This window comes from Pseudoxanthomonas sp. PXM02, assembly GCF_014851805.1.
In the GTDB taxonomy this organism is placed as follows: domain Bacteria; phylum Pseudomonadota; class Gammaproteobacteria; order Xanthomonadales; family Xanthomonadaceae; genus Pseudoxanthomonas_A.
On sequence record NZ_JACVAK010000004.1, the window covers coordinates 146,990 to 160,256 of the forward strand.

Consider the following 13,267-nt stretch of genomic DNA (forward strand, 5'->3'; position numbering starts at 1 on the left):
ACGCGTGCGGGTTTCGCGCATAAGGCATTTCCCGCACAATCCCCGCTTGTCCACACGCGGGGCGCGATACGCGCGGATGCAAGCCTACGTCTACAAGAGCCAGCGCAAGGCTGACACGTTCGTCTACCTGGCGAAGCGCGACGACTTCACCCTCGTGCCGGAACCGTTGCGTACCCAGTTGGGTGATCTGTCGTTCGTGCTGGAAGTGGCCCTGACCCCTGACCGGAAACTGGCACGCGAGGATGCCGCCGTGGTCCGCGAAAACCTGTCGGCGCGCGGCTTCCACATCCAGTTCCCGCCGCAACCCGATCCCCGCGTTCGTGCCGATGCCTGAGTCGCGCCTGCAGACCCGCCCCATTGCCATCGCCACCCTGCTGGCCGGCCTGCTGTTGGCGGGCGTCGGTGGCTGGGCGGGGGGCGTGATCGCCGCGCTCACCGCCTGCCTGGCGCAGCCTGCCGTTGCGCTGGGTGTCTCGTGGCTGCGCGGCACGCGGGTGCTGGCGCCCGCCCGCGCATGGCGCGAAGACCTGCCGGCGCTGCTGCTGGCCTGGGCGGTCGCGTTCGTCGGCAGCGCCGCGCTGCTGGCCTGGCCCCTGGCGTCCCTGCACGACAGCGGCAGCCTGCCGGCGGCGCTGGGCGTCAGCGCGGTGGTCGGCGCCGTCATCGTCGGCTTGTGGCGCACCTGGCCGCTCTGGCATGGGCTGGAACGCGATGGCGGCGCCCTGTCCGCGCACTGGCGGGGCCTGGTGGAGCGCGACTTCCACGCCTGGCGTGGTCTGGCCGTGGCGACCTTGCTCGCGCTCGCGGTCGGTGGCGGTCTCTGCCTGGCCTGGCCCGGCCTGGTGCCCGAGGCAGCGCGCACGGGTTCCGCGCTGGCGTATGCGCTGCTGCTGCCGTTGTTGCACTGGGGCGTGCAGCGTCTCGATGGCGCGGGCGTGCTGCCGGTGGTGGAAATGCCGGATAGCGACGACGGCGAGGTGCCTGTTGTTACGACGGCAGGCGAACACCCCGCGCAGGATCTGGACCTGGAACAGGCGCTGTTCGAAGCGGCCCGCACCGGACGCGTCGATCGCGCACTGGAATTCATCGACGCCGGCGCTGACGCGCACGCATTGCCGGCGGAGGGCGCGCGCGACCAGCGCAGCCTCGGCGCGCTGGCGGCCGTGCTGCCCGATCTGCGCCTGCTGCGCACGCTGATCGCGCACGGCGTCGACCTCAACCATGCGCATGCCGGCGTCACCCCGCTGCTCGCGGCAACCCGCGACAGCTGGCATGGCCGGCCCGATGCGGTCACCACGCTGCTGGCCAACGGTGCCGATCCGCGCATCGCCGATGCCGATGGCAACACGCCGCTGCACCATGCTGCCCGCAGCTCCGATCCCGGCGTGGTGGCGCTGCTGCGCGACGCGGCGGCGGAACTGGATGCGCTGAACCACGACGGTCTCACACCGCTGGGCGTGGCCTGCGTGGCAGGCAACTGGCGGTTGGCCAAGTTCCTCCTCGAGCGCGGCGCGCGGCCGGATCCGCAAGGCGGACAACCGGTGCTGCTGGCGGCCGCGTCGACGGAAGAAGACGATCCGGCCGGCGTCCAGCTGCTGCTCAAGCACAAGGCCAAGGTCGATGCGCGCGATGGACAGCGCCGCAGCGCGCTGCACGAGGCCGCGTTCGCCGGCCATGCCGAGATCGCCACTACCCTGCTGGCGGCCGGCGCCGACGTGCACGCGCGCGATGGACAGCAGCGCACGCCCTGGCTGGACGCGGCGCGCGGCGCACACCTGACGGTGCTGGAAAAGCTGGCGGACGCCGGTGCCGATCGCCACGCGGTGGATGCCGAGCGCCGCACCGCGCTGATGCTGGCCTGCACGGCCGAGCTCGCGTCGCCGGTGCTGGTGCGTCGCCTGCTGGAATGGGGCGTGGACCCGGCCGCTACTGATGCGCAGGACCGACGTGCGGTCGATGTCGCGGCGGAAGCCGGTCGCTGGGCACTCGTGTCCGCGCTGGATCCCGGTTACGCACTGCCGACGGCCGTTGCGGCGGCCGACGACGAAACACCCCCCGACCGCGCGCCGTCGGCGCTGCTGCGGGAAGGACTGGCAAGCGGACAGTTCGACGGACTCGATGCACTGGCGCGCCTGAGCTCGCGCGAAGAACTCGGCGCGCTGCTGCATGACAAGGACATGCAACGCCCGGCGCGGCTGTCTTGGCTGCTGCGCCACGGTGCCGACGCGGAAAGCCGGAATGCCGATGGCGACACGCTGCTGTTCGCGCTGCTGTCCGAGGGGCCGGCGGGCCAGCCGGCCGTGGCGACGCTGCTCGCGCGCGGCGTATCTCCCGCAGGTGCCGGTGGACTCGCGCGCTTCATGGCGGCCTGCGCGGCGGACGATCAGGCGGCGCGTGTGCTGGAGTCCAGTGCGCTCGACCTGATCGAGCGCGGCGCCGATCCGTTCGCGTCTTCGTCGCAAGGCGATCCCGCGCTGTCGCTGGCCGTGCGGCTGGGCTGGCAGCGCGTGCTCGACCGCCTGCTGGATATCGGCGTGGACCGCGAGGCGCGCGACAGCCATGGCATGACGGCGCTGCACCTGGCGGCCGTGCTGGGGCGCGAGACCGCACTCAAGCAGCTCATCGCGAAGGGCGCGTCGCCCGATGCCCGTGCCGCCGACGGGCAGACACCGCTGGGCGTCGCACTGGCCTGCGGCCGTCGTGATCTCGCCGACTGGCTCGACTGGCGCGTGTGGTCGTTGCCACGTCGCGCGCTGCGTCCGGCGGACCTGCCGGCCGCGGCAATGGCGGGCGACCGCGATGCCGTGCGCCGTTTGTTGGATCTCGGTTTCGATGTCGATTCGCCGGATGCCCAGGGCTGCACCGCGCTGCTGCGCGCGGCGGGTGGTGGCGCTGCGTCCACGGTCGAGCTGCTGCTCGCGCGGGGCGCCGATCCGCAACGCGCCGCCAACACGGGCGCGACGCCGCTGTCGGCGGCGGTGAGCATGCGCCAGGTCGAAATCGTCGGCGCGCTGCTCGCGGCCGGTGCCGACATCGAACATCGCCTGCCCGGTGGCGTCACCGTGCTGATGCTCGCGGCCGCGCTCGGCCTGCCCGAGATCGCCGCGCGCCTGATCACGGCGGGCGCCAACGTCCATGCCGGCGATGCGCAGGGGCTGACGCCGCTGCACTGCGCCGCGCTCTACGGCTTCACGGCCCGCGAGAAGCCGCGACTGGTCGCGCTGCTGGATACGCTGCTGCTGTCCGGCGCGGAGTTCGACCAGACCGCGGCCGGCGCGGTGACGCCGTTGCTCCTGCTGCTGGGCGCCCGCGCCGAACCGGGCACCGCCTGCGATGAAGAGGTGGTGCTGGCCGGCCTGGAGCGCCTGCTGGACGAAGGCGTGTCGCTGGACGTGCAGGACCCGCGTGGCTTCGGTCCGCTGCACCTGGCGTCGCTGCACGGCCTGTTGCGCGTGGTCAGTCGCCTGCTGCGTGCCGGTGCCGATCCGGAGCTGCGCGACACGTTGAACCGCACGCCGCGCGAAATCGCGGTGATGCGAGGCTTCATCGATGTGGCGGCGGAGTTCGTACCCGCCACGCCGGGCGCCGGCGCCTCGATGGCGCGCTTCCTGCGCGACCGCGGCTGACGCGGACCCGCGTCAGCGCGCTGGTGGCGCGTCCTCGCCGGTCGCGTCGGCTTCGAACAGTTTCTCCAGGTCGCTGACCGCATCGCGCGCGGTCTGGATCACTGCGCCGTCATCGTCATAGACCAGGTATTGCGCGCGCAGCAGTTTCTCGTCGTGCTGGCGGAAACGGCGGGCGTGCTCTGCCGCGGTTTCCGGCGGCAGGCCCAGCTCCACCAGCACTTGTTGCGCCATCTCCAGGCTCGAGCCCAGCGTTTCGCGATACGCCTCCGCGCTCAGGTCCATCAGTCGCCACGCATGCTGGCGGTTGCGTGCGCGCGCCAGCACGCGTGCGTCCGGATACATGCGACGGATCAGTCGCGTCGCCTTGATGTTGGTGTCGGGATCGTCCATCGCGATGACGAACACCTTCACGTGCTGCGCACCAGCGGACCGCAGCAGGTCGGGGCGGGTCGGATCGCCGTAATACAGCCGGATGTTGCCGAACCGCCGCAGCGTATCGACGGTGTCCGGGCTGTGCTCCAGCGCGACGAACGGAATCCGCTGCGCGGTCAGCAGGCGCGCGACGATCTGGCCGAAGCGGCCCATGCCGGCGATCAGCACCTGCGGCTGTTCGTCCGGGATCTCGTCGAACGTGCGCGGCGCGGCGGAAGGCTTGTGCTTCACCTCGGCCAGCAGGCGATGCAAGCCCAGCAGCAACAACGGCGTCAATGCCATCGATACGCCGACGATGGCGGTCAGCTGGTTGCGCAGTTCCGCGTCCATCAGCTTCACGCGCGCCGCTTCGCTGAAGACCACGAACGCGAACTCGCCCCCGAGCCACAGCGTGCCGGCGAGCATCAGCGCACCGCGGGGATCCAGCCGTCCGGGCCAGCGGCCGATGCCGAACAGCAGGCCGAACTTCACCGTCAGCAGGACCGCCACGCCTGCCGCGACCAGTCCGGGTTCCTTCACCACCGCGTCGAGATCGATGTCCATGCCGACGGCGATGAAGAACAGGCCCAGCAGCAGTCCCTTGAACGGATCGATCTGCGATTCCAGTTCGTGGCGGAATTCCGAATCCGACAGCAGCACGCCGGCGAGGAACGCGCCGAGGCCGGCGCTCAGCCCGGCCAGCTGCATGAACCAGGCGATGCCCAGCACCACCAGCAGCGCGGTGGCGGTGAACACTTCCGGCATGCGCGTGCGTGCGACGATGCGGAACAACTGGCGCAGCACCAGCCGTCCGCCGAGGATCACGATCGCGATGGCGCCCACGGCGTGGAGCACCATCGTCCACGTCAGCGTCTCGTTCTTCGCACCGCCAAGCAGCGGGATCGCGGCGAGCAACGGAATCGCCACCAGGTCCTGGAACAGCAGGATCGCGAAGCCGAGCCGGCCATGTTCGCTGGTGAGCTCCTTGTGCTCGGCGAGCAGCTGCAGGCTGACCGCGGTGGATGACAACGCCAGGCCCAGCCCGATCACCAGCGCGGTCTTCCAGTGGTGCTCGAAGGCCAGCGCGATCCCGCCCAGTACCACGGCGCTCAACAGTACCTGCAGGCCGCCAGCACCGAACACCGGTTTTCGCATTACGCGCAGGCGGGACGGCGACAGTTCCAGGCCGATGACGAACAGCATCATCACCACGCCGATCTCGGCCGCATTGAGGATGCGGTCCGCATCTCGCACCAGCGCCAGCCCGTCCGGGCCCAGCACCACGCCGGCCACCAGGTAGGCCAACACCGCCCCCAGGCCAAAGCGCTTGAACACCGGCACCGCGATCACCGCGGCCAGCAGGAACACCAGCGCCAACTCCAGACCACTACCGTGCATGCATCACCTCAGGCGGCTAGTATGCGGGCGACGCGCCCGGCATGGGCCGCTTCCATGGAAAAGGGAGAGCGTGATGAAGCAGGGAATCGTATGGCGTGCGCTGGCCTTGCTGGCCGCCCTGGTCGTGACGCAAGGGGCGGGTGCGCAGGGGCCGGGGGCCGTCCGCAAGCAGACCGAGGCGAGCCTCCGGGTGACCGGAACCATCCATATCGCCACCGATGGCGGTGTCGAACAGGTGGTGCTGGATGAGCGGGACAAACTGCCCAAGGGCATCGCGGACTTCGTCGACCGCAACGTCATGGCCTGGCAGTTCGAGCCTACGTTGGTCGATGGTGTCGCACGACGGGCGGTGACGCAGATGAGCGCGCGGCTGGTCGGCACGTCGATCGGCGATGGCCAGATGCGCGTGTCCATCCGGGGGGCGGATTTCAGCGACGGCAAGGCGGTACCTGCCAACGAACAGGTCAGCGGCAACGTGATGACCCCGCCACGCTACCCGGTCGGCCCTGCGCAAAGTGGTGCGCAAGGCATCGCGTACCTGCTGGTCCGGGTAGAGCGTGACGGCACCGTGGGCGACGTGGCCACCGAGCAGGTCAACCTGCGCATCATCGGGAGTGAGGCGCAGATGTCGCAGTACCGCCAGCGGTTCGCGGACGCGGCGATGCAGGCGGCACGCAAGTGGACGTTCGTTCCGCCGACCGCTGGCGAGCAGGCGGGCCAGCCCCACTGGCTGGTGCGTGTTCCCGTGGACTTCTCGTTCCAGGGCAGCGAGCGGCTGCGCTATGGAAAGTGGGAGGTCTACATTCCAGGACCGCGCACGCGCCCGGCTTGGGCGCCGGACGAAGACCGTCCCGGCTTCTCCCCGGATACGCTGGCCGAAGGCGGCATACATCTGGCGGGCGCGAGCCGCGGCCCCAAGCTGTTGACGCCGCTGGACGGCGCCTGACGCAGTCACCCCGTGGAGACGGCGGGTACGGAGTCAGGCTGAAGCACGCGATGCGGGATCGTTCCCGCCGCTTCCGGCATGCAGAAGAAAAAACGCCCCGCAATGCGGGGCGTTTTTCTTTCCTTCGCCGGATCAGCGCTTCATCGAGCTGAAGAACTCGTCGTTGGACTTGGTGTTCTTCATCTTGTCCAGCAGGAACTCCATCGCGGCGATTTCGTCCATCGGGTGCAGCAGCTTGCGCAGGATCCAGATCTTCTGCAGCAGCTCCGGTTCGATCAGCAGGTCCTCGCGGCGGGTGCCCGAGCGGTTGATGTCGATGGCCGGGTAGACGCGCTTCTCGGTGATGCGACGGTTCAGGTGCACTTCGCTGTTGCCGGTGCCCTTGAACTCTTCGTAGATCACCTCGTCCATCTTGCTGCCGGTCTCGACCAGCGCGGTGGCGATGATGGTCAGCGAACCACCTTCTTCCACGTTGCGCGCCGCGCCGAAGAAACGCTTCGGGCGGTGCAGGGCGTTGGCGTCCACGCCGCCGGTCAGCACCTTGCCGGAGCTGGGCACGACGTTGTTGTAGGCACGGGCCAGGCGGGTGATCGAGTCCAGCATGATCACCACATCCTTCTTGTGCTCGACCAGGCGCTTGGCGCGCTCGATCACCATTTCGGCGACCTGCACGTGGCGCGCGGCCGGCTCGTCGAACGTGGAGCTGACCACTTCGCCGCGCACGGTGCGCTGCATTTCGGTCACTTCTTCCGGACGCTCGTCCACCAGCAGCACGATCAGGTGCACGTCCGGGTGGTTGGTGGTGATGGCGGTGGCGATCTGCTGCATCATGATCGTCTTGCCGGCCTTCGGCGGCGACACGATCAGGGCGCGCTGGCCCTTGCCCTGCGGCGCCATCAGGTCGAGGATGCGGCCGGCGATGTCTTCCGACGAGCCGTTGCCGCGCTCCAGGGTGAAGCGGCGGCGCGGGAACAGCGGCGTCAGGTTCTCGAACAGCACCTTGTTCTTCGACGCTTCCAGTGGCTCGCCGTTGATCGTGTCGATGGTCGACAGCGCGAAGTACCGCTCGCCGTCCTTCGGCCAGCGGATGCGGCCGGCCAGGTGATCGCCGGTGCGCAGGTTGAAGCGGCGGATCTGGCTGGGGCTGATGTACACGTCGTCCGGACCGGCCAGGTAACTGGCCTCGGCGGCGCGCAGGAAGCCGAAGCCGTCCGGCAGGATTTCCAGTACGCCGTCGGCGGCAACGCCTTCACCGTGGCGGGTCAGCACCTTCAGCAGCGCGAAGATCACGTCCTGCTTGCGCGCGCGGGCCACGCCTTCCTGGATGTTCAGCTGCTCGGCGATATCCAGCAGCTTGGGCGCGGGCATGCGCTTGAGGTCGCCCAGCGAGTACTGCGGGAAGCCCTCCGGCACGCTCGGCGGCTGCCGGGGCACGTAGTTCTCCTGCTGGCCGCCACCGTTGCCGCCGTCCTGGGGCATGCCGTCATGGCCCTGCCGATCGCGATTGCGTTCGCGGCGGTTGCGGAAACGGTCGCGGCGGTTGTTGTTATTGAAGCGGTTGCCGTCGCGCTGGTCGCCGCCTTCATGCTGCTGGCCGCCGCCCTGCGCCTGCGGGGCGGGGGCTTCGCCGCCGCCGTCATGGGACGGTGCGGGTGCGGACGGTGCGGGCGGCGCCGGGGCGCGTTCGGCCGCGACGGGCGGCAGCGGGAGCGGCGGCGCGATGTCGGGCGCGCGCTCGGCCGGTGCGGCGGCGTCGGCGGTCGGGGTTTTCGGGGCGCGCGTTTTGCGCACGCGCTTCTCGGCGGGGGCGCCGGTTTCGTTGCTGCTGTCGGACAAGTTGCGAATCCTCGCTAGGTGGCGAGCGCCGGCGTTGCGGCGGCGGGTGAAAAGAAGAGTGGGTATTCAGATGGGTGCGGCGCATCCCCTGCGCCGGATTTCGGGCTTGACACTACCACCGGCCCGGTATGGCGGCAAGACGCGCCAGGGGCGTGGGTTCGAACGGATTCAGCCAGCGCCCCGGCAATGGACGGGGCGCGGGGCGATCAGGCGGCCTGGGAGCCCAGGGCCTTGTCGATCATCTGGGTCAGCTGACCCTTGCCGACGGCGCCGATCTGGGTAGCCTGGATCTGGCCGTCCTTGAACAGCAGCAGCATCGGGATGGAGCGCACGTGGTACTTGATGGCGGTGGCGCGGTTCTCGTCCACGTTGACCTTGGCGACCTTCAGCTTGCCACCGTAGGTTTCGGCCAGCTCGTCGAGGACCGGCGAAATCATCTTGCACGGGCCGCACCATTCGGCCCAGAAGTCCACCAGCACCGGCTCGCCGGACTGCAGCACGGCAGCATCGAAATCGGCATCGCCGACGTGGGTCACTTTGTCGCTCACGGGGATCTCCTGCGGGGTCCGCGGGCGGGCGCGGACGGGTTCGGGCCGGGACGGCCACCACTATTGGGGTAAACTGGGGCGTTCCGCGACCTTATTCAAGGGTTCCCAGGTGGTCGCGCAACCCGGCACAGGGGGCGCAGTGTGCGACGCCGGTCAGGCCGTTGCAAGCACACCCACCGCATTCATAAGAGACGCGCGCGGAACACAGCGACGCAAAGAAGAAGGCATGAGCGACAAACCGTTAACCGACATCACTTTCTCCTCGTTCGACCTGCATCCGGCGTTGCTCGCCGGCCTGGAAGGCGCAGGGTTCTCCCGTTGCACGCCGATCCAGGCGATGACGCTGCCGGTCGCCTTGGCGGGCGGCGACGTCGCTGGCCAGGCGCAGACCGGTACCGGCAAGACGCTGGCGTTCCTGGTCGCGGTGATGAACCGCCTGTTGAGCCGCCCCGCGTTGGCCGAACGCAAGCCCGAGGATCCGCGCGCGCTGATCCTGGCGCCTACCCGCGAGCTCGCCATCCAGATCCACAAGGATGCGGTGAAGTTCGGCGCCGACCTCGGCCTGCGCTTCGCGCTGGTCTACGGTGGCGTGGATTACGACAAGCAGCGCGAACTGTTGCAGAAGGGCGTGGACGTCATCATCGCCACGCCGGGCCGTCTGATCGACTACGTCAAGCAGCACAAGGTGGTCAGCCTGCACGCCTGCGAGATGTGCGTGCTGGACGAAGCCGACCGCATGTTCGACCTCGGCTTCATCAAGGACATCCGCTTCCTGCTGCGCCGCATGCCCGAGCGCACCACGCGGCAGACGCTGCTGTTCTCGGCCACGCTGTCGCACCGCGTGCTGGAGCTGGCGTACGAGCATATGAACGAGCCGGAGAAGCTCGTCGTCGAGACCGAGTTCATCACCGCGGCCAAGGTGCGGCAGAAGCTGTACTACCCGGCCGATGAAGAAAAGATCCCGCTGCTGATCGGCCTGCTGTCGCGCAGCGAAGGCGCGCGCACGATGGTGTTCGTCAACACCAAGGCGTTCGTCGAGCGCGTTGCGCGTGCACTTGAGCGCGCCGGCTACCGTGTCGGCGTTCTGTCCGGCGACGTGCCGCAGAAGAAGCGCGAGTCATTGCTGAAGCGCTTCCAGGCGGGCCAGCTGGAACTGCTGGTGGCCACCGATGTCGCCGCGCGCGGCCTGCACATCGACGGCGTGTCGCACGTGTTCAATTACGATCTGCCGTTCGATGCCGAAGACTACGTGCACCGCATCGGCCGCACCGCGCGCCTTGGTGCCGAGGGCGATGCGATCAGCTTCGCCTGCGAGCGGTATGCGATGTCGCTGCCCGATATCGAGGCGTACATCGAGCAGAAGATCCCGTCCGAGCCGGTCACCGCGGAGCTGCTGACCGCGTTGCCGCGTCCGGAGCGTCCGAAGCCGGTCGCCGGCGAGGGCGAAGAGGAAGAAGAAAGCGTCAGCCAGATCTTCCGCGAAGCGCGCGAGCAGAAAGCCGCCGACGAAGAGCGTCGTGGCGGTGGCCGCAAGCCGGGTGGTGCCGGCGGAGCCGGTCGTCGCGACGGTGGCCGCCGTGAGGGTGGTCGCCGCGAAGGACCGCGCTCGGCCGATGGCAAGCCGCGTCCGCCGCGCGCACCGCGTCCGGAAGGCGAAGCGGCCAAGCCGCAGGCGCCTCGCCCCGCGAACGAAGAAGCGCGCGCTGGTGTCGCTGCCTTGCCGGAAGGCGAGCGCAAGCCGCGCAAGCGTCGCCGTCGCCGTCATGGTCGTCCGCTGGAAGGTGCCGAAGGCGTCGTGGCGAATGCCGCACCGGTTGCCGCGAAACCCGCGACCGCGCCCAAGCCCGCCGACGACAGTGCCGGCTTCCTGACCCGGCTGGGCCGCAAGATCCGCTCGCTGGTGTCCGGCGGCTGAGCCACGGCATCGCGTGCATGAGGAGAAGCCGGGCATGTCCCGGCTTTTTCTTTTCCTCGACGGCATCGCCAGTGTCTCGACCGGTCCGGCATAATCGACGCACATGAGCGTCCTTCGATTCGAAAACGTCAGCAAGCAGTACCCCGGCGGCCATGCGGCGCTGGAGGACGTCAGCTTCGAGGTGGCGGAGGGCGAGATGCTGTTCGTCACCGGGCACTCGGGTGCCGGCAAGAGCACGCTGCTCAAGCTGATCCACCTGAGCGAGCGACCCAGCCGTGGTGCGGTGGTCTTCGGCGGCAGGAACCTGTTGAAGGTGCGCGGCGGCCGCATTCCGCTGCATCGTCGCGAGGTCGGCGCGGTCTACCAGGACCATCGCCTGCTGACCGAGCGCACGGTGATGGAGAACGTCTCGCTACCGCTGATCCTGCGCGGCGACCGTCGTGGCGACATCGGCAAGCGTGTGCGCGAAGTGTTGGCGCGGCTGGGCCTGGGCCATCGCGAGAACGCATTGCCCACGCAGCTGTCGGCCGGCGAGCAGCAGCGTGTCGGTATCGCGCGCGCGATCGTCGCCGAGCCGCGCCTGCTGGTGGCCGACGAACCGACCGGCAATCTCGATCCGACGCTGGCGGCGGAGATCATGTCGCTGTTCGCCTCCATGCCGGAGCGCGGCACCAGCGTGCTGGTCGTCAGCCACGACCTGTCATTGCTGAAGCGCATGAAGAAGCGCGTGCTGATCCTGGACCACGGCAAGCTGGTCGACGACATTTCCCCGGCGGACCTGGCCGAATGAGCGACGCGAAGAACAGTCGCGCGCAGGCGCGCTCCGGATTCGGCATCTGGCTGGACCAGCACCTCTACAGTTTCGTCGCCAGCCTGGGTCGTACCGTGCGTCGCCCGTGGGCCACGTTGCTGACGATCGGCGTGATGGCGGTGGCGTTCGTATTGCCGCTCGGCCTGTGGCTGGCGCTGCAGAACGTCGGGCAGTTCGCTGGTGACGTGCAGCAGTCCCGCGAGATCGATCTGTTCCTCAAGACCGAGACCTCCGTGGCGCGTGCGCAGGCGCTGGCGGAAGTACTGCGCGGCCGCGACGACGTCGCCCGCGTCGAGCTGCGCACGCCCGAGCAGGGCCTGGCGGAGTTCCGCGAGCGCAGCGGCCTGGCGGGTTCGCTGGACCTGCTGGATGGCAATCCGTTGCCCAGCCTGCTGGTGGTGGTGCCCGAGGGTGACGAGGCACGGCTGGTCGCCGCGCTGGAGGCGTTGCCCGAGACCGACCTGCTGCAGCACGATGCCGCCTGGCGCGAGCGCCTCGCGGGCTGGATGGGCTTCGGCAAGCGACTGGTCTGGGTGCTCGCGGCGTTGTTCGGCCTGGGCGCACTGCTGGTGGTCGGCAACACCGTGCGCCTGGACATCCAGTCGCGGCGCGAGGAAATCGGCGTGCTGCAGCTGCTGGGCGCGAGCGATGGCTTCATCCGTCGGCCCTTCGTCTACCTGGGGGCCTGGTACGGCCTGGCGGCGGGTGCGCTGGCGCTCGGTTTGCTGACGCTGGCGGCCCTTGCCTTGCGCGAGCCGCTGGCCGCGCTGGCACGCAGCTATGGCAGCCCGTTCGTGCTCGTCGGGCTGGATCCGGTGGCGGCCACGGCCGTCGTCGTAGCGGCCACGATCATCGGTTGGCTCGGGGCGTGGCTGGTGACCGGCCACTTCTTGCGGCAGACTCGCCCGACTGAAACCTGAACCTTCCGCACCTTCATGGCCCAAGAGCTCCGGCATCTGATCAGCGACGCACCCCGCGTGATGGTGGTGGACGGGTCGAAGCTGGTCCGCAAGTTGATCGCCGACGTGCTGCAGCGCGAGCTGCCGGGCGTCGAGGTGATCGGCTGCGCCAGCATCGCCGAGGCGCGCGAGGCGCTGGCGAGCGGCGAGGTGCATCTGGTGACCACCGCGCTGGCGTTGCCCGATGGCGACGGCATGGAGATCGCGCGCAGTGTGCGCGAAGCGGCCGGGCAGGCGTACGTGCCGGTCATCGTCGTTTCCGGCGATGCGCAGCAGCACCTGGAAGAGCGCCGCTTCACCGAGTTCGTCACCGACTATTTCGACAAGGCGCTGGGCCACGAGGCGCTGGCGGCCTTCATCCGCGGCTACGTGCAGCCCGAGCCGGTGGTCGGCGCGACCATCCTCTACATCGAGGACAGCCGGGTCGTTGCAGAGACCACGCGGCGCATGCTGGAGCGGCAGTCGCTCAACGTGGTGCACGTGATGAAGGCGGAAGACGCCTTCGCGCTGCTCACCGCCGAATCGCTGGGCCTGTCCACGCACAAGTTCGACCTGGTGCTGACCGACGTGATCCTGAAGGGCGAACTGAGCGGGCGCGACATCGTGCAGCGTATCCGCATCGATTTCGCCTACGGCAAGCGCCGCCTGCCCATCCTGGTGATGACCGGCGACAGCAACCGCGACAACCAGGCCGAACTGCTGCAGGCGGGCGCCAACGACCTGGTGCTGAAGCCGATCGCCGAACGCCTGCTGGTGACCAAGGTGCTGTTCCAGTTGCGCCTTGCGCGCATGGACGAATCGCGCAGTCTGGTCTGAG

The 13,267-nt window shown here is 69.2% G+C and carries 10 protein-coding genes; 7 read left to right on the forward strand and 3 right to left on the reverse strand.

Features of this window, described 5'->3' with window-relative positions; translation table 11 throughout:
- Positions 1 to 76: 76 nt before the first annotated feature.
- Together IB225_RS17755 and IB225_RS17760 are read left to right on the forward strand one after the other, a co-directional pair.
- Positions 77 to 334 carry a YcgL domain-containing protein gene (locus IB225_RS17755; protein WP_192313349.1) on the forward strand — a complete coding sequence of 86 codons (258 nt, stop codon included), beginning with the start codon at positions 77 to 79 and terminating at the stop codon, positions 332 to 334.
- Positions 327 to 3,626, forward strand: coding sequence for an ankyrin repeat domain-containing protein (locus tag IB225_RS17760; RefSeq protein WP_192313352.1), 3,300 nt, complete (start codon positions 327 to 329; stop codon positions 3,624 to 3,626). The genes IB225_RS17755 and IB225_RS17760 overlap by 8 nt, the downstream gene beginning before the upstream one ends.
- Positions 3,627 to 3,638: 12 nt before the next feature.
- Here the strand turns inward: IB225_RS17760 and IB225_RS17765 are convergent, their stop codons facing one another.
- Complete coding sequence (locus IB225_RS17765; protein ID WP_192313354.1) at positions 3,639 to 5,435, reverse strand: monovalent cation:proton antiporter-2 (CPA2) family protein; 1,797 nt, start codon at positions 5,433 to 5,435, stop codon at positions 3,639 to 3,641.
- A gap of 73 nt (positions 5,436 to 5,508) precedes the next feature.
- Here IB225_RS17765 and IB225_RS17770 point away from each other — a divergent pair, with 73 nt between their 5' ends.
- Positions 5,509 to 6,381 (forward strand): protein tonB, encoded by an 873-nt coding sequence (locus tag IB225_RS17770; protein WP_192313356.1) that lies wholly within the window; start codon positions 5,509 to 5,511, stop codon positions 6,379 to 6,381.
- A 132-nt stretch (positions 6,382 to 6,513) separates the two neighbouring features.
- On the opposite strand, the gene rho is transcribed toward IB225_RS17770, so the two are convergent.
- Together rho and trxA are read right to left on the reverse strand one after the other, a co-directional pair.
- Entirely contained in the window at positions 6,514 to 8,217 is a 1,704-nt protein-coding gene (gene rho / locus IB225_RS17775) for a transcription termination factor Rho (RefSeq protein ID WP_192313358.1), read from the reverse strand.
- A gap of 206 nt (positions 8,218 to 8,423) precedes the next feature.
- On the reverse strand, positions 8,424 to 8,765 hold the full coding sequence (trxA, locus tag IB225_RS17780; protein ID WP_062350453.1) for a thioredoxin TrxA: 342 nt from the start codon (positions 8,763 to 8,765) through the stop codon (positions 8,424 to 8,426).
- Between the two features lie 226 nt (positions 8,766 to 8,991).
- Here trxA and rhlB point away from each other — a divergent pair, with 226 nt between their 5' ends.
- From rhlB to IB225_RS17800, 4 genes are all read left to right on the forward strand, one after another.
- Complete coding sequence (rhlB, locus tag IB225_RS17785; RefSeq protein WP_192313360.1) at positions 8,992 to 10,680, forward strand: ATP-dependent RNA helicase RhlB; 1,689 nt, start codon at positions 8,992 to 8,994, stop codon at positions 10,678 to 10,680.
- A 103-nt stretch (positions 10,681 to 10,783) separates the two neighbouring features.
- A complete protein-coding gene (gene ftsE, locus IB225_RS17790; RefSeq protein ID WP_192313362.1) occupies positions 10,784 to 11,470 on the forward strand; it encodes a cell division ATP-binding protein FtsE in 687 nt (228 codons plus the stop codon).
- On the forward strand, positions 11,467 to 12,411 hold the full coding sequence (ftsX, locus tag IB225_RS17795) for a permease-like cell division protein FtsX (protein WP_192313364.1): 945 nt from the start codon (positions 11,467 to 11,469) through the stop codon (positions 12,409 to 12,411). The genes ftsE and ftsX overlap by 4 nt, the downstream gene beginning before the upstream one ends.
- Positions 12,412 to 12,426: 15 nt before the next feature.
- Complete coding sequence (locus tag IB225_RS17800; protein WP_192313366.1) at positions 12,427 to 13,266, forward strand: response regulator; 840 nt, start codon at positions 12,427 to 12,429, stop codon at positions 13,264 to 13,266.
- Position 13,267 lies beyond the last annotated feature (1 nt).

Bases quoted from the DNA above. Each gene is read 5' to 3' on its own strand.
- IB225_RS17755 (WP_192313349.1), top strand. From the start codon at position 77: ATGCAAGCCTACGTCTACAAGAGCCAGCGCAAGGCTGACACGTTCGTC.
- IB225_RS17760 (WP_192313352.1), top strand. From the start codon at position 327: ATGCCTGAGTCGCGCCTGCAGACCCGCCCCATTGCCATCGCCACCCTG.
- IB225_RS17765 (WP_192313354.1), bottom strand. From the start codon at position 5,435: ATGCACGGTAGTGGTCTGGAGTTGGCGCTGGTGTTCCTGCTGGCCGCG.
- IB225_RS17770 (WP_192313356.1), top strand. From the start codon at position 5,509: ATGAAGCAGGGAATCGTATGGCGTGCGCTGGCCTTGCTGGCCGCCCTG.
- rhlB (WP_192313360.1), top strand. From the start codon at position 8,992: ATGAGCGACAAACCGTTAACCGACATCACTTTCTCCTCGTTCGACCTG.
- ftsE (WP_192313362.1), top strand. From the start codon at position 10,784: ATGAGCGTCCTTCGATTCGAAAACGTCAGCAAGCAGTACCCCGGCGGC.
- ftsX (WP_192313364.1), top strand. From the start codon at position 11,467: ATGAGCGACGCGAAGAACAGTCGCGCGCAGGCGCGCTCCGGATTCGGC.
- IB225_RS17800 (WP_192313366.1), top strand. From the start codon at position 12,427: ATGGCCCAAGAGCTCCGGCATCTGATCAGCGACGCACCCCGCGTGATG.